This window comes from Pseudoalteromonas sp. DY56-GL22 (genome assembly GCF_041414715.1).
Lineage (GTDB): Bacteria > Pseudomonadota > Gammaproteobacteria > Enterobacterales > Alteromonadaceae > Pseudoalteromonas > Pseudoalteromonas simplex.
Genome location: NZ_JANHZR010000003.1, coordinates 289,900 through 305,757, shown reverse-complemented (window position 1 = coordinate 305,757; position 15,858 = coordinate 289,900). Strand labels below are relative to the sequence as shown.

Annotated in this window: 13 protein-coding genes; 7 read left to right on the top strand and 6 right to left on the bottom strand. The window is 43.5% G+C overall.

Going from position 1 to position 15,858, the window contains the following annotated elements; translation table 11 throughout:
• Positions 1-55 precede the first annotated feature (55 nt).
• The 3 genes from NO991_RS09315 to rsmD form a co-directional block, all read right to left on the bottom strand.
• Complete coding sequence (locus tag NO991_RS09315) at positions 56-502, bottom strand: GatB/YqeY domain-containing protein (protein ID WP_300358488.1); 447 nt, start codon at positions 500-502, stop codon at positions 56-58.
• A gap of 21 nt (positions 503-523) precedes the next feature.
• On the bottom strand, positions 524-739 hold the full coding sequence (rpsU, locus tag NO991_RS09310; RefSeq protein ID WP_002957797.1) for a 30S ribosomal protein S21: 216 nt from the start codon (positions 737-739) through the stop codon (positions 524-526).
• 145 nt (positions 740-884) lie between these two features.
• Positions 885-1,502, bottom strand: coding sequence for a 16S rRNA (guanine(966)-N(2))-methyltransferase RsmD (gene rsmD, locus NO991_RS09305; RefSeq protein ID WP_199529462.1), 618 nt, complete (start codon positions 1,500-1,502; stop codon positions 885-887).
• A gap of 209 nt (positions 1,503-1,711) precedes the next feature.
• On the opposite strand from rsmD, the gene ftsY reads away from it, so the two are divergent.
• The 5 genes from ftsY to glsB all read left to right on the top strand — a co-directional run bounded on the left by ftsY (position 1,712) and on the right by glsB (position 7,840).
• Positions 1,712-3,988: a signal recognition particle-docking protein FtsY gene (gene ftsY, locus NO991_RS09300; protein ID WP_371351979.1), complete on the top strand. Its 2,277-nt coding sequence runs from the start codon at positions 1,712-1,714 to the stop codon at positions 3,986-3,988.
• 53 nt (positions 3,989-4,041) lie between these two features.
• Positions 4,042-4,719 (top strand): cell division ATP-binding protein FtsE, encoded by a 678-nt coding sequence (gene ftsE, locus NO991_RS09295; protein WP_054551046.1) that lies wholly within the window; start codon positions 4,042-4,044, stop codon positions 4,717-4,719.
• Positions 4,716-5,702 carry a permease-like cell division protein FtsX gene (gene ftsX / locus NO991_RS09290; RefSeq protein WP_054551047.1) on the top strand — a complete coding sequence of 329 codons (987 nt, stop codon included), beginning with the start codon at positions 4,716-4,718 and terminating at the stop codon, positions 5,700-5,702. Before ftsE ends, ftsX begins: the two co-directional genes overlap by 4 nt.
• Before the next feature lie 273 nt (positions 5,703-5,975).
• The gene (gene rpoH / locus NO991_RS09285) at positions 5,976-6,839 is read left to right on the top strand and encodes an RNA polymerase sigma factor RpoH (RefSeq protein WP_054551048.1); all 864 of its coding nucleotides are present in this window, start codon (positions 5,976-5,978) and stop codon (positions 6,837-6,839) included.
• Between the two features lie 80 nt (positions 6,840-6,919).
• Positions 6,920-7,840 (top strand): glutaminase B, encoded by a 921-nt coding sequence (gene glsB / locus NO991_RS09280; protein WP_166340525.1) that lies wholly within the window; start codon positions 6,920-6,922, stop codon positions 7,838-7,840.
• A gap of 6 nt (positions 7,841-7,846) precedes the next feature.
• Here glsB and NO991_RS09275 read toward each other — a convergent pair whose 3' ends face one another.
• Complete coding sequence (locus NO991_RS09275) at positions 7,847-9,151, bottom strand: inosine/guanosine kinase (protein WP_054560976.1); 1,305 nt, start codon at positions 9,149-9,151, stop codon at positions 7,847-7,849.
• A gap of 180 nt (positions 9,152-9,331) precedes the next feature.
• Here NO991_RS09275 and tadA point away from each other — a divergent pair, with 180 nt between their 5' ends.
• Positions 9,332-9,829, top strand: coding sequence for a tRNA adenosine(34) deaminase TadA (gene tadA, locus NO991_RS09270; RefSeq protein WP_300358502.1), 498 nt, complete (start codon positions 9,332-9,334; stop codon positions 9,827-9,829).
• On the opposite strand, the gene NO991_RS09265 is transcribed toward tadA, so the two are convergent.
• Both NO991_RS09265 and mltF read right to left on the bottom strand, forming a co-directional pair.
• Positions 9,830-10,000, bottom strand: a complete 171-nt coding sequence (locus NO991_RS09265; RefSeq protein WP_165385080.1) for a hypothetical protein — start codon at positions 9,998-10,000, stop codon at positions 9,830-9,832.
• Positions 10,001-10,094: 94 nt separating this feature from the next.
• Positions 10,095-11,564, bottom strand: coding sequence for a membrane-bound lytic murein transglycosylase MltF (gene mltF, locus NO991_RS09260; protein WP_300542866.1), 1,470 nt, complete (start codon positions 11,562-11,564; stop codon positions 10,095-10,097).
• Positions 11,565-11,875: 311 nt separating this feature from the next.
• On the opposite strand from mltF, the gene purL reads away from it, so the two are divergent.
• On the top strand, positions 11,876-15,760 hold the full coding sequence (gene purL, locus NO991_RS09255; RefSeq protein WP_300359108.1) for a phosphoribosylformylglycinamidine synthase: 3,885 nt from the start codon (positions 11,876-11,878) through the stop codon (positions 15,758-15,760).
• The last annotated feature ends 98 nt before the right edge of the window (positions 15,761-15,858 follow it).

Sequence of the window (15,858 nt, the reverse complement as noted above, 5' to 3'; positions counted from 1 at the left end):
CAAGAAACCGAGCACTAGGCTCGGTTTGCTTGAATCATACATCTGTATGTGGGGGTTAGGCAGTTAATCGTTGCTTGATTAAGCCAGAAATCTTACCTAAATCGGCACGACCTTCAGCTTTGCTTTTGATAACTCCCATTACCTTACCCATGTCTTGCATACCCGCTGCGTTTGTATCAGCTATAGCCGAGTCAATAAGAGCAATGATTTCTTCTTCACTCAATTGTTGAGGTAAGAATTCTTCAAGTGCTTTAATCTCACTGGCTTCAATTTCAGCTAAATCTTCACGACCCGCATCAATATACTGGGTGTAAGAATCGCGACGTTGCTTAACAAGCTTTACTAAAACAGCGGTAATACCGTCGTCGTCAAGCGTAATTTGCTCGTCAATCTCACGTTGCTTGATTGCAGCAAGTACCATGCGGATAGGCTTAAGACGTTCTTTGTCTTTTGTCTTCATCGCATCTTTTTGCGCATCTTTTAGCGTTAATAAAAGGCTCATTTATACAAGAACAAATACTGATTAGTATAATTTAACGCGACGTGCGTTATCGCGAGAAAGCTTCTTCATGTGACGCTTTACTGCAGCAGCTTTTTTACGCTTACGCTCAGCTGTTGGTTTTTCATAGTGCTCGCGACGACGAACTTCTGAAAGGATACCTGCTTTTTCACATGAACGCTTGAAGCGACGAAGTGCTACGTCAAACGGTTCGTTCTCTCTTACTTTAATTACTGGCATTAAAAATTCACCTACCTAAATAATGAGCGTTGCTCAAGTTGATCGAATAACGACCAAGTGGTTCAAAAATGGTGCGGTATTGTAATCCGAAGCAACACCACATGTAAAGAATAATATTAACAGAAACTAGGTTTGCAAAACAGTGTTAATTTGTCTGGCGTTGATATAGTCGACAAATTACTTGTCCGGCAGTTTTTTCTTTTAAAAGCATCCAGTTATCTGGTGAGCTTAGGTCGCTTAGTTCGCTTTCGACCTCAACATATATAAGTGCTTGGGCAGATAACCAGTTATTTTTTTCGAGTAAAAAACAACTTTTTTCAGCCAAGTTTTGTCGAAATGGCGGGTCAACAAAAATTAGATCAAATTGCTCGTTTTGCGTGTTTTGTTCTAATAATGAAAGGCTATTGCCTTGTTTTACGACGGCATTATCCAATTTAAGCGTGCTAATGTTTTCTTTTAGCTGGCTAGCGGCACTTTTATCTAGTTCGAAAAACACAGCATGATCAGCAAAGCGCGATAAAGCTTCAAACCCTAAGCCGCCAGAACCAGCAAAGCAGTCAAGAACAGCTGCGCCTCGGGTATCTTGCATGAGCCAGTTAAATACTGTTTCTTTTATACGGTCTGTGGTTGGACGCAAGCCTTGCACATCTTTTACTGGTAATTTTCTACCACGAAATTGCCCACTAATAATACGAATAAAACCATTTGCTGATTTATTGTTCGCTGCTTTTGCTTGGCGGTTAGCTGTTGATTTTTTTCTCATTTAACTCACTAATCATTGGTAACTGACCCCTAGCTCAGATAATATTGTATGCAATAGCTAGCGTGTCATTTTTCTACTGCGCTAAAAGTGATAGTATTGCGACCTTAGCGATAGATGGTACCTGTTTATGTTTGGCTAAAAAGCTGAACTGTCACCAAACTATTATTCATGTAAGTTTATCAGATTTTTATAAGTGGTTATTAGCAAGTATGGCAAAAAAAAGTAAATTCCTGTCTTGGTTTGGTTTTGGCAAATCAGATAAGCAACAAGCAGAGCAAGCAGCAAAAGAGGCTGATAACCAGAAGCAAATAGAAGAACAACAGCGAATTGAAGCCGAAAAGGCAGAAGCTGAACGTTTAGAGCAAGAACGCATTGCGGCAGAAAAGGCAGAAGTTGAGCGTTTAGAGCAAGAACGCATTGCTGCTGAAAAGGCAGAAGCTGAGCGTTTAGAACAAGAACGTATCGCTGCAGAAAAGGCAGAGGCGGAGCGTCTAGAGCAAGAACGCATTGCGGCAGAAAAAGCAGAAGCTGAGCGTTTAGCTCAAGAGCAGCAAGCGGCAGAGCAGCAACGTCAAGAACAACAAGCTCGACTTGCTGAGCAAGAAGCAGCAATGAAATTAGAGCAAGAACGTGCTGCCGCAGAACAGGCGCAGCGTGAAGCAGAGCAAGCTGCTGCAGAAAAGGCGGAAGCGGAGCGCCTAGAGCAAGAGCGTATTTCGGCAGAAAAGGCGGAAGCGGAGCGTTTAGAGCAAGAACGCATTGCAGCAGAAAAGGAAGAAGCTGAACGTATAGAGCAAGAACGTATCGCAGCAGAAAAGGCGGAAGCTGAGCGTTTAGAGCAAGAACGCATTGCAGCAGAAAAGGCAGAGGCGGAGCGTTTAGAACAAGAACGTATCGCGGCAGAAAAGGCTGAAGCGGATCGTTTAGAGCAAGAACGTATCGCAGCTGAAAAGGCAGAAGCTGAGCGTTTAGAACAAGAACGTATTGCTGCAGAAAAGGCAGAGGCGGAGCGCTTAGAGCAAGAGCGTATCGCGGCAGAGAAAGCGGAAGCGGAACGTTTAGAGCAGGAGCGCATTGCTGCAGAAAAGGCTGAAGCGGATCGTTTAGAGCAAGAACGTATCGCAGCAGAAAAGGCGGAAGCTGAGCGTTTAGAACAAGAACGTATTGCTGCAGAAAAGGCAGAGGCGGAGCGCTTAGAGCAAGAGCGTATCGCGGCAGAGAAAGCGGAAGCGGAACGTTTAGAGCAGGAGCGCATTGCTGCAGAAAAAGCGGAGGCAGAGCGCTTAGAACAAGAACGTATCGCTGCAGAAAAAGCAGAAGCTGAGCGTTTAGAACAAGAGCGTATCGCGGCAGAGAAAGCGGAAGCGGAGCGTTTAGAGCAAGAACGTATTGCGGCAGAGAAAGCGGAGGCGGAGCGCCTAGAACAAGAACGTATCGCGGCAGAAAAAGCAGAGGCGGAGCGTTTAGAACAAGAACGTATTGCGGCAGAGAAAGCGGAGGCAGAGCGCCTAGAGCAAGAGAAAGCTGCTCAAGCTGCTGCTGAAAAACCTAAGAAAGAAGGTTTCTTCGCACGCCTTAAAAAAGGTTTATTAAAAACTCGCGTTAATATTGGTTCTGGCTTTGCGTCTATTTTTAGTGGTAAGAAAATTGACGATGAGTTATTTGAAGAACTAGAAACACAATTACTAACAGCCGATTTAGGTGTTGATACAACCATGAAGTTGATTGATAACCTAACCGATGCCGCTGATCGTAAGCAATTAAAAGATGGCGATGCTTTATATGAGTTAATGAAGCAAGAAATGGCAAGTATGCTTAAAACCGCTGAGCAGCCGCTGGTTGTAAGTGGTGACAAAAAGCCATTTGTTATCTTAATGGTGGGTGTAAATGGTGTAGGTAAAACCACCACGATTGGTAAATTAGCTAAGCAGTTCCAAAACGAAGGTAAGTCAGTGATGCTTGCTGCTGGTGATACGTTCCGCGCTGCGGCGGTTGAGCAGCTGCAAGTATGGGGTGAGCGTAATAGCATTCCTGTGATTGCCCAGCATACAGGTGCAGACAGTGCGTCAGTGGTTTTTGATGCATTTCAGGCGGCAAAAGCCCGTAATGTTGACGTGTTAATCGCCGATACAGCAGGTCGCTTGCAAAATAAAGATAACCTAATGCAAGAGCTTGAGAAAATTGCCCGTGTAATGAAGAAAATTGACCCAGATGCGCCGCATGAAGTTATGCTAACTATAGATGCAGGTACAGGTCAAAACGCAATTAGCCAAGTTAAATTATTTAATGAATGTGTTGGTTTAACGGGCATTACTTTATCTAAACTAGATGGTACCGCTAAAGGTGGTGTGATTTTCGCCGTTGCAGATAAATTTAATATCCCAATTCGTTACATTGGTGTTGGTGAAGGTATTGATGATTTACGTACCTTTAATAGTAGTGACTTTATTGATGCACTATTTAGCCAAGACGAGGATGACGCATAATTAACTAAAGGGAGTTTGCTCCCTTTTTCGCTGCAAGATGATTGATAACTAAAATGATAAATTTTCAGCAAGTCAGTAAAACATACCCAGGTGGCCATCGTGCCCTTGAAAAAGTCAGCTTTCATATTAAGCCTGGCGAACTGGCCTTTTTAACTGGGCACAGTGGTGCAGGTAAAAGTACCCTATTGAAGCTTATTAGTTTGATGGAGCGTCCATCGGCAGGGCAGGTGCTTATTAATGGTGTTGATTTAAATGCTGTTAAATCACGTCAGATCCCTTACGTGCGCCGCGATATTGGTATCATCTTTCAGAATCACCGCTTACTAGAACGTTACTCAGTGTTTGATAATGTTGCCTTACCTTTAATTATTGAAGGTACGCACCACAAGCAAATAGCTAAGCGTGTTCATGGTGCGCTTGATAAAGTCGGGTTACTTGATAAAGCGAAGTGTAATCCTGCAACCTTATCAGGTGGTGAGCAGCAGCGTGTGGGTATTGCTCGCGCTATCGTTAATTCACCGCCAATTCTATTAGCTGATGAACCAACCGGTAACTTAGACCCTGAGCTTTCGATGGACATTTTACGTTTATTCGAAGACTTTAATAATCATGGTACAACCGTGCTGATTGCAACCCATGATATTGGCTTAATTGCGCGTATGCGTTATCGCAGTCTAACACTGAAAGATGGCCGTATGATTGAGGATCCGCTAGCTGAGGGGGCACTATGAGTTTATTGTTTAAAAGCCGCAACAGCCAAAACGAACGTCAGAAAAAGTCATTTTTAGCAGCGCCTTATTTCTTCTTTATTAATCTTATTCGCCAAGGTGTGCACAGCCTCGGTGAAATGTGGCGAACGCCTTTAGCTTCATTGATGACCATTGCTGTATTAGGATTGAGCTTAACACTGCCAGCGACGCTTTATTTAGTGGTTAAAAATGTCTCGCAAGTGAGCAGTGGCTTTGAAGATGCTGCAGAGATTTCGTTGTTCGTAAAAGAAACTATGAGCGAACAGCAAACGCAAACCTTGGTTAAGCGTTTAGCACTCTACCCTGAAGTAGATAAAGTAGAGTTTATATCAAAGGGCGATGCCCTCACTGAATTTAAACAAGTATCAGGGTTTGGCCAAGCACTTGAATATTTAGATGCGAACCCGTTACCTGATGTTGTTATCGTCACGCCGACAGCACGATACCGTCAGCCAAATACAGCAAAACAATTACTGCAAAAGCTTGAAGGCGAAAGAGAAGTGGATTTTGGTAAACTCGATATTGCTTGGCTTGAGCGATTAAATGCACTTTTAAGTTTATTAAAAGAAAGCGTGATCACCATTGCTCTACTATTATTAACCTCCGTCACCCTGATCATTGGTAATACTATCCGCTTATCAATCATGGATAAGAAAGATGAAATTCAGGTGATGAAGTTAGTTGGGGCGACAAACACCTTTATTCATGCGCCATTTTTATGGACAGGAATTTGGTACGGTATTATTGGCGGTTTGTTCTCTTTTATTTGTGTTGCATTAATGATGTGGTGGCTTGGTGCTGCTGTAAGTGATGTTGCGGGTGTTTATGAAACCAGCTTTGACTTAATTGGTTTAACACTCACAGAGTTTGGCATTTTAGTCGCTCTTGCAACAGGGTTAGGATTTGTTGGTTCTTACCTATCAGTTAACCGCTATATAAAAGAAATTGAACCCGATAAAGTGTAGCTATCAGCGCTATTATTTTAGCGCTTTTGCTTGTCGTTAATTTGTCATATTAAGCCTTTATGCTGTTTGTTTAGATTTTGAATGGTGGGCTATATATCTTTCAAAATACCTTTAAAAGCTAGAATTCATCGCTTATTCAGCGCCTTAAAGTAAAATAAAATTAATCTTAAAAAAACCACTTGATTTGAACTTTAAAAAAGTTTTTAATTGAAGTTAGCACTCTCGCTTAAAGAGTGCTAAGATGGTTTCAAATGTTTATCACTGAGGTGAAAAATGAGTAAAGATTTATACGCAATGGCACTTACTGCAGGTCAACAGAGCGCAAGTATGGACGGCTACCTTCAAGCGGTTAGCACTATTCCTATGCTTGATGCAGAGAAAGAAAAGCAGTTGGCGACACGTCTTCAGGAAGAAGGTGATCTTGAAGCTGCGAAGCAACTCATTATGTCGCATCTACGCTTTGTTGCTCATATTGCGAAAAGCTATTCAGGTTATGGCTTACCGCAAGCTGATTTAATTCAGGAAGGTAACATTGGTCTGATGAAAGCGGTAAAACGTTTCGACCCAAGTGTAGGTGTTCGCTTAGTTTCATTCGCAGTACACTGGATCAAAGCCGAAATTCATGAATACGTACTTAAAAACTGGCGTATCGTGAAAGTTGCAACAACAAAAGCGCAACGTAAATTATTCTTCAATCTACGCAAAAACAAAAAGCGTTTAGGTTGGTTTAACCAAGCTGAGGTTAGCACTGTTGCTAATGAGCTAGGTGTAAGTGAAAAAGAAGTACGTGAGATGGAATCACGTATGAGTGGCCAAGATATGGGCTTTGACTTAACGGGCGACGACAATGACGACGCACCAACAAGCACATACTCGCCAGTACAGTATTTAACAGATGGCAGTGCTGACCTTGCTGATGATATCGAAGAGCAGCAATGGCAAGAACAGTCTCATGCACGTTTATTCAGCGCGTTAAAAACCCTTGATGAACGTTCTCAAGACATCGTAAGTGCACGTTGGTTAGCTGACGATAAAGCAACATTACAAGAGCTTGCTGAGAAATATAACGTTTCAGCAGAACGTGTTCGCCAGCTAGAAAAAACAGCGATGAAAAAACTGCAATCAGCTATGAGCTAATAGCAATCGCTATAGCAAACCATCTTTAGTAGACTATAAAGCCTCGCAAATGCGGGGCTTTTTGTTTTAAAGGACGCGGTATGTCACAGATTGATTATCAACATGTATTAGATGAAATCACAAAAGAAGTTCAACCATTACTGAGCCAAGGTAAGGTTGCTGATTATATTCCTGCGCTTGCAGAAGTTGAGCCAAACCAGTTTGCCATTGCTATCCATACAGTTGATGGGCAAACCTATTGCGCGGGTGATTGTGGTGCGCGTTTTACGATTCAATCTGTTTCTAAAGTAATGACCTTAACCTTAGCACTTCAGCGTTATGGTGATGAGCTTTGGCAGCGAGTCGGTAAAGAGCCATCAGGCACCGCTTTTAACTCACTTACACAGCTTGAGTTTGAACAGGGCATACCACGCAACCCATTTATTAATGCCGGCGCGATTGTCACCTGTGACGCGTTATATAGCCGTTTATCTGCGCCGATGCACTCTATGCTTGAGTCATTTCGTCAGTTATCAGGAAATGCTCAGGTTGTTATTGATAAGAAAGTGGCAAATTCTGAATATGAGTTTCGTCATCGCAACGCCGCGATGGGGCATCTAATGAAGTCATTCGGCAACTTTAATAATGAAGTTGATGATGTGTTATGGGCTTACTTTAACTTCTGTGCCATAGAGCTAAACTGCGTAGAATTAGCAAAAGCTTACAATTACTTAGCAAACCAAGGTAAAGATGCCAATGGCCATGAAGTACTTAGTGCAAGGCAAAATAAGCAGTTAAACTCGTTACTGTTTACCAGTGGTTTATACGATGCAGCTGGGGATTTTGGCTACCGTGTTGGTATGCCGGGTAAGTCAGGGGTATCGGGTACTATTTTAGCTGTGTTACCAAATCAATTTACTGTGGCTGTGTGGGCGCCTAGACTTAACTCGTATGGTAACTCAGTGGCTGGGATAGCGGCTCTTGAGCGTTTATCCCAGAAACTGGATATTTCGATTTTTTAGTGGAGATTACTGATCCCAGTAAACTTGCTCTAAACAATCTTCACGTTCAGGTAAACCACGCGATAAACGTGGCGAGTGCTGAACAAGTACTTCATAACTTGCACGGTTAGCGTATTTACTAATTTGTGCAAGCGATGAGTAGGTCATAGCAGGTTGCTGATGCTTCGCTGAGTTTGCCACATTAAGTTTGTGGTAAACGTTTGCTGATAGGTCATGCAGTACCGCAGCCAGAGCGCAATCGCCTGCGCCATTGGTATTTTTAATGCTGTCAGGGCCGCCCATAAATGGTGCTGTGTGGCTGTACGCACGAATAGGGTTTTGGCAGTCGTCTTTACGCATTGCGCGAGAAAATTCATAACGGTTAAAGTCAGCAATTGCACCTGGTAATAACGGGTATTCTGTTTCACGCTTGAATGAGTCGTCGACGTAACCGGCCATAAACAAGCCTTTTTCACCAGCCGTGCAAATAACTAAATCAGTCCAATCTAGCGCTTTGTCGGCTGCCAGAAGCGGATCTTCAAAGCCAGTAATAGCAAGGCCTTCCTCTTCGTTCATAGCAAGAATATCAACATGCTCTTTTACAAAATCAGCCCACCAAGCAGGGTCTTGTTCAATTAGAAATTTAGTGCCAAGGGTTAAAACCACAGGCACACCGGCATCATTGGCATATTTCACTGCCTGCATGGTCGCTTCTGTCATGGTTTCATCACCTTGAGTACGCATTAGGTATGCGCTGATCACCAGTGCTGATGAATTCTCAATAAGTGCTTGGTCGATTGATTCAGGGCGAAGATGATTCATGAGCCCCGCGCTGATTGCGAAGGTACGCTCACCGGTCTCGTCAATTAAGGTAAAACAACGACCAATAGGGCCATCTACAGGCTGAAGGTAGTCAAGGTCAACGCGGCTAGAGGTGTTACATAAAAAACGGTATGCATAGCTGCCGATTTTGATATTTTCACTCATTACCCCTAAAAGTACTGATCGGTCATCAGCTAGGGTAGAGTAATTGTGCATGGTGTTACCTACCGTACCACCGGCAAACTCATAATCGATCATATTGTCGAGTTTTAGTCTGTCGTATAGTGCGTTGGTAATATCGTTATCGATCACTTGCGACATGCCACGGCGCAATTGAAATTCATCTAGGAAAGCTTGATCAACTTTCGCTTCAATATCTACCACAATTTGGTCGATACCCGTAATATAACTACGTTGTAGTCGGTCGGTTGAGTTAAGTTGATTCGTCAGTGGATCTTTGGCTTCCACCGGAAAATAATGTTTATGCCTGCGGCGTCCAGGAAATTTCATTTGCTACCCGTGTTGTAAGCTAAATAAAAAAAGCGCGAGATTATAGCGCAATATGGGTCCATTGAGCCATGAAAAAGCCACTAAATTTTGCGTTAATTTTTAAGTGTAGCAGTATTTATTGCCGACATTTTTCACTAACTAGGTATAATTACTCACAGTTTTACAAGATTTGTGTGATATATGAGCGAACAATTTAGCGACCAATATTGGATGGAAAAAGCATTAAACTACGCCAATGAAGCGGCTGCGATTAATGAAATTCCGGTTGGTGCTGTGCTGGTAAAAGATAATCAACTGATATCTTATGGTTATAACCGCTCAATTATCGATAACGACCCATCCGCTCATGCTGAAATGATGGCAATCCGCGAAGCAGGTAAAATACTTAATAACTACCGATTAATCGATTGCACCTTGTATGTTACGTTAGAACCTTGTTCTATGTGCGCAGGTCTGTTGGTACATAGCCGTATTAAGCGGTTGGTATTTGGTGCTAAAGATGCCAAGACGGGATCGGCAGGATCAATTATGAATCTGCTGCAAGAGCCTAGGCTTAATCATCAAGTTGAAGTAACCGGTGATGTTATGAGTGAGCAGTGTGGGGCGGTAATTTCAGCGTTTTTTAAGCGTCGTAGAGAAGAGAAAAAGGCGGCAAAGCTGGCTGCTCGCAACGCCTAGTTATACAACCGGCGTTGCAGGAACTTGTGCTTCCATTAACTGCATCGCAAATAAGCGGCGACGCCAAATAACTTTTTTGTGTGTATTACGTAGCATGATACGACGGCGGGTCGCCGTTGAGTAAATAACATTACGCTTGAACTTATGTGTCGTGCGTCTTCTTTTTAACATGAGTGCTCCTTAAGTGAGAGTAAAGCATTATATTGATCTCTACAGGAAGATAATGATCATTTGATGACAAGTAAACAGATTTCGGTGCTTGAAGTTAGTTGTTTTCTAATTCTTGCTGCTCTGAGTTGGTTTGTTGCGTGTTGTCATTTGGCTTTGTTTCGCTTACTTGCGCTTCAGGTTTAGCTTCTTCAGTGCTTTGCTCTTCTTCACTAGGGTTAGCAATCGCATCATTTTCATCAAGCCAAACCAGTGCGTCGTAATAGCGACGAATATTATCAACGTATTTTACTGCAACATCGCCACGGGCATAACCATATTTGGTTTTTCGATAGTAACGCTTTTTAATTAAAAGCGGTAAGCGCTTTTTAACATCAGCCCACTTATCGGGGCTTGCACCTTCTTGCTCGGTAATAATCCGTGCGTCGTTTACGTGTCCCCAGCCAACATTATAAGAGGCTAAAGCAAACCAGGTTCTGTCGGGCTGCGGAATGCGTTCAGGGATCCAAGAAATCACTTTGGCAAGATACTGCGCACCGCCTTTAATATTTTGCTCAGGCTCTAGGCGATTTGTTACGCCGACCTGTTTTGCTGTTGCTTGGGTTAGCATCATAATACCGCGAACACCGGTTGGTGACTTAGCCCTTGGGTTCCACATCGATTCTTGATAACTCAAAGCTGCCAGTAATCGCCAGTCTATGTTACCTGCGTATTGCTCGAACCAAGGTTGGTACTTAGGTAAAGTGTCTTTTATTGCTTCGATATACGCTAGCGTATTCACATAATTGAATTGGCGAACATGACCAAAGTATTTTTCTTCTAGCACATAAAGCTGGTTGCTTTGTTTTACATCGCCAAAAAATGGCACCATTAAGGCATATAATGAGTCGTCACCATCTTTTCTAAGTAGCCAAGCGATAGGGTCATTACGGGTAACCGAGAAACCTATACTCAAATTTGGGTGATAGCGGCGAAATAGTGATAGGGTGTGTGAATCTGCTAAGGTGTAATCAATTTCACCGTCGATGACAGCTTGTAAAAGCTCTTCTTCATCCATGTCTTCTGTTTCGTTCCAGCTAAGTTCTGGATTGAGCTGTTTTAATTGTTGTAGTGCCAGCGAGTGACTGCTTTTGGCTAGAACAGTCAGGTTGCCTGTTAAATCTGCAAACTCACGAGGTCTATTACGGCCTTGTTTATAAACTAGTTTTTGGCTTATGGTGCGATAGGTTGGGCCGAACCGGTAATGCTCAGCCCGAATCGTATTATAGGTAAGACCTGACGCTATAATATCTAAATCGCCACTTTCTAAGCGTGCGAACATATCGGATAGATTAAAAAAAGGCACCATCTCGAGCTCTACACCAACATAGTCAGCAAATTCTTGGGCGAGCTCATATTCAAAGCCTTGCACACCTTGTGGAGCCTGATAGTAATTACTCGCACCAGCTAATGTGCCGACTCTAATTTTGTTCTGCGCCTTGATATGAGCAAGTTGCGACGGTTGCTGTTGCATATCGCACGCACATAACATGAGCACTAAACTAAAAATAGCGAGTAACTTTTGCATAAATTATAAATGCCCCTTAAACCATTACCTTAGTGTTATAACAAAACTTCTAAGCCACGTCACTTGGCGAATAGTTTTAGTTATCTATTTAAAAATTAATAACAATAACAGGGTTGCTGATAGATAAGTCATACAGAACAAGAACCTGCAGAGAAATAAAGACGACTAAGCTAGTTAATTGTTGCAACCTTAAAAGCGGTTATGAAGATTATTTAAATAAAAGCGTAATTTTGAGTTAAATCTAGACGTTATTTGCACTATAATATGCGCCTAAAATATCGTTCAATCCCTAACCCCGGATGAAAATACCTATGTTGATCCTTCGTGGTGCACCAGCACTTTCCGATTTTAGAGTTCAGAAAATTTTAGCGCGTTGCCAACAGGCACAACTTCCAGTCACTGACGTTTACGCTGAGTTCATGCATTTTGCTGATCTTACAGCTGAGCTTTCAGCTGATGAGCAAACCAAGCTGGAAAAACTGCTTACTTACGGTCCAACAATTGCCGAGCATACCCCTGCTGGCACGTTAATTCTTGTAACGCCGCGTCCAGGTACTATCTCGCCTTGGGCATCAAAAGCAACTGACATCGCACATAACTGTGGCTTAAGCCAAGTTCACCGTGTTGAGCGTGGTATTGCATACTACGTAGAAGGTAACTTATCAGCTGAGCAAACAGCTGAAGTTGCAGCGTTATTACATGACCGTATGACTGAAGCAACGCACGCGGATATGGCTGATGCAGCTAAATTATTCCGTCACGATGAGCCGCGTCCAATGTCATCAGTTGACATTTTAGGTGGTGGCCGTGAAGCGCTTGCTAAAGCAAACGTTGAGCAAGGTTTTGCGCTTGCAGATGACGAAATTGATTACTTGGTAGAAAACTTCCAAAAGTTAGGGCGTAACCCGAACGACATCGAATTATTCATGTTTGCACAAGCAAACTCTGAGCATTGTCGTCACAAAATCTTTAACGCCGATTGGACAATTGATGGCATCGAACAGCCAAAATCATTGTTCAAAATGATCAAAAACACTTACGAGCAAAACCCTGAAAACGTACTATCTGCATATAAAGATAACGCAGCGGTAATGAAGGGCTCGCTAGCAGGTCGTTTCTTCCCAAATAACGAAGGCGAGTACGCATACCATCAAGAGAACATCGAAATCTTGATGAAAGTTGAAACGCACAACCACCCAACAGCGATTGCGCCATTCTCAGGTGCATCAACAGGTTCTGGTGGTGAAATTCGTGATGAAGGTGCTACAGGCCGTGGTTCTAAGCCTAAAGCAGGTTTAGTTGGTTTCACTGTATCTAACCTACGAATTCCTGGCTACGAGCAGCCATGGGAAACAGACTTTGGTAAGCCTGGTCGTATCGTAAATGCACTTGATATCATGACTGAAGGCCCATTAGGTGGTGCGGCATTCAATAACGAATTTGGTCGTCCTAACTTACTTGGTTACTTCCGTACATACGAAGAGAAAGTATCAAGCCATAATGGTATCGAGGTACGTGGTTACCACAAGCCAATCATGCTTGCAGGTGGTTTAGGTAACATTCGTTCTGAGCATGTTCAAAAAGGCGAAATCCCTGTAGGTGCTAAGCTAATTGCACTAGGTGGTCCGGCAATGAACATCGGCCTAGGTGGTGGTGCTGCGTCTAGTATGACATCAGGCCAATCAAACGAAGACTTAGACTTTGCATCGGTACAACGTGAAAACCCAGAAATGGAACGTCGTTGTCAGGAAGTTATCGATAAATGTTGGCAGCTAGGTGATGCAAACCCAATCGCTTTCATCCACGATGTGGGTGCAGGTGGTCTTTCTAACGCATTCCCTGAGCTTGTAGACGACGGTGGTCGTGGTGGTAAATTCCAACTTCGTGACATTCCTAACGATGAGCCGGGTATGGCACCACACGAAATTTGGTGTAACGAATCTCAAGAGCGTTACGTATTAGCAGTTGCGGCAGAAGACTTCGCGCGCTTTGAAGCAATCTGTAAACGTGAACGTGCAGAATACGCTGTTATTGGTGAAGCAACAGAAGAGCGTCACTTAACGGTTGAAGATAGCCACTTCGGTAACAATCCTGTTGATCTTCCGCTTGATGTTTTACTTGGTAAAGCACCAAAAATGCACCGTGAAGTTGAATCGAAAAAAGCGCAATCTCAACCATTAGACGTTGCTAACATTGATGCTGCAGACGCTGCACAGCGTTTATTACGCTTACCAACGATTGCTGAGAAAACATTCTTAATCACCATTGGTGACCGTACGGTAACGGGTTTAGTTGCGCGTGACCAAATGGTAGGTCCTTGGCAGGTGCCAGTAGCAAACTGTGCGGTAACAGCCGCTGCGTTTGATACTTACCACGGTGAAGCAATGTCACTAGGTGAACGTACACCAGCTGCACTTTTAAACTACGGTGCTTCTGCTCGTTTAGCTGTGGCTGAGTCACTAACGAACATCGCGTGTGCTAACATCGGTGGCCTTGAAAATATCAAGCTATCTGCAAACTGGATGGCAGCAGCAGGTCACCCTGGCGAAGATGCAGGTCTTTACGAAGCTGTAAAAGCGGTGGGTGAAGAGCTTTGTCCGGCACTAGGTTTAACTATTCCTGTGGGTAAAGACTCAATGTCGATGAAAACTCAATGGGATGAAAACGGTGAGCAAAAATCAGTTACTGCACCATTATCACTGATTATTACAGCCTTTGGTCGTGTTGAAGATGTGCGTAAAACAGTAACGCCACAGCTACGCACTGATAAAGGTGAGTCTTCACTATTATTAGTTGATTTAGGTGCGGGTCAAAACCGCATGGGCGCATCAAGCCTTGCACAGGTTTATAAGCAACTAGGTGATGTAACGCCTGATGTTGATAACCCAGCACTATTAAAAGGTTTCTATGAAGCAATGCAAGCGCTTGTTGCTGATAACAAGTTACTTGCTTACCATGACCGTTCTGATGGTGGTTTATTCACAACTATCGCTGAAATGGCATTTGCTGGCCACACGGGTGTTACTGTTGACCTTGCAGGCTTAACAGGTTCAGACATCGAAGCGCTTTACAATGAAGAGCTAGGTGCGGTTATCCAAGTGGCAAACGCTGACTTAGACGCAGTTAAAGCCGTTCTTGCAGACCACGGTCTAGCAGCTATCAGCCATGAAATTGGTGCACTAAACGCTGATGACCGCGTGGTATTCACTCGTGGTGATGATGTGGTTCTTAACCACACGCGCACTGAGCTTCGTACTATTTGGGCAGAAACAACTTACCAAATGCAAGCGCGTCGTGATAACCCAGAGTGTGCTAAGCAAGAGTTTGACGCTAAGTTTGACGCAAAAGACCCTGGTCTTAACGTAAAACTAAACTTTGACTTAAACGAAGATGTTGCAGCGCCTTACATTGCAACTGGCGCGAAGCCGAAAATGGCTATTTTACGTGAGCAAGGTGTTAACTCTCACTTAGAAATGGCGGCGGCATTTAACCGTGCAGGCTTTGCTGCGGTTGACGTGCACATGAGCGACATACTTGAAGGTCGTTTAACACTTGAGCAATTTAAAGGCTTAGTGGCATGTGGTGGTTTCTCTTACGGTGACGTATTAGGTGCAGGTGAAGGCTGGGCTAAGTCAATCTTATTTAATGAGATGGCGCGTGAGCAGTTCCAAAGCTTCTTCCACCGCGAAGATACTTTCAGCTTAGGTGTATGTAATGGCTGTCAAATGCTTTCAACATTGAAAGAATTGATCCCTGGCACTGAGCACTGGCCACGTTTCGTAACGAATAAGTCAGAACGTTTTGAAGCTCGCTTTAGCCTTGTAGAAGTGCAAGAAAACCCATCGGTATTCTTTAACGGTATGGCTGGTTCACGTATGCCTATCGCTGTTTCACATGGTGAAGGTCATGCTGAGTTCGCAAACGCTGATGCAGTTAAAGCAGCGCTTGAGTCAGGTACAGTGGCAGTGAAGTTTGTTGATAACTACGGTAACCCAACAACGCAATACCCAGCTAACCCGAATGGCTCGCCAGAAGGTATCACAGGTATTACTTCTACAGATGGTCGTGCAACGGTTATGATGCCGCACCCTGAGCGTGTATTCCGTACGGTTGCTAACTCATGGCACCCAGATGAGTGGAAAGAGGATAGCCCGTGGATGCGTATGTTCCGCAACGCTCGTAAAAACGTTGGCTAGAACTTAATTGTGTGCCTAGCTATACAAGCTAGGTTCATACAAACCGTTTAAACTAAAAAGGCTGCACTATCATGTGTGGCCTTTTTGTTTATAATGAT

Coding starts and splice junctions, on each gene's coding strand:
- NO991_RS09315 (WP_300358488.1), bottom strand. CDS start 502: ATGAGCCTTTTATTAACGCTAAAAGATGCGCAAAAAGATGCGATGAAG.
- rpsU (WP_002957797.1), bottom strand. CDS start 739: ATGCCAGTAATTAAAGTAAGAGAGAACGAACCGTTTGACGTAGCACTT.
- rsmD (WP_199529462.1), bottom strand. CDS start 1,502: ATGAGAAAAAAATCAACAGCTAACCGCCAAGCAAAAGCAGCGAACAAT.
- ftsY (WP_371351979.1), top strand. CDS start 1,712: ATGGCAAAAAAAAGTAAATTCCTGTCTTGGTTTGGTTTTGGCAAATCA.
- ftsE (WP_054551046.1), top strand. CDS start 4,042: ATGATAAATTTTCAGCAAGTCAGTAAAACATACCCAGGTGGCCATCGT.
- ftsX (WP_054551047.1), top strand. CDS start 4,716: ATGAGTTTATTGTTTAAAAGCCGCAACAGCCAAAACGAACGTCAGAAA.
- rpoH (WP_054551048.1), top strand. CDS start 5,976: ATGAGTAAAGATTTATACGCAATGGCACTTACTGCAGGTCAACAGAGC.
- glsB (WP_166340525.1), top strand. CDS start 6,920: ATGTCACAGATTGATTATCAACATGTATTAGATGAAATCACAAAAGAA.
- NO991_RS09275 (WP_054560976.1), bottom strand. CDS start 9,151: ATGAAATTTCCTGGACGCCGCAGGCATAAACATTATTTTCCGGTGGAA.
- tadA (WP_300358502.1), top strand. CDS start 9,332: ATGAGCGAACAATTTAGCGACCAATATTGGATGGAAAAAGCATTAAAC.
- NO991_RS09265 (WP_165385080.1), bottom strand. CDS start 10,000: ATGTTAAAAAGAAGACGCACGACACATAAGTTCAAGCGTAATGTTATT.
- mltF (WP_300542866.1), bottom strand. CDS start 11,564: ATGCAAAAGTTACTCGCTATTTTTAGTTTAGTGCTCATGTTATGTGCG.
- purL (WP_300359108.1), top strand. CDS start 11,876: ATGTTGATCCTTCGTGGTGCACCAGCACTTTCCGATTTTAGAGTTCAG.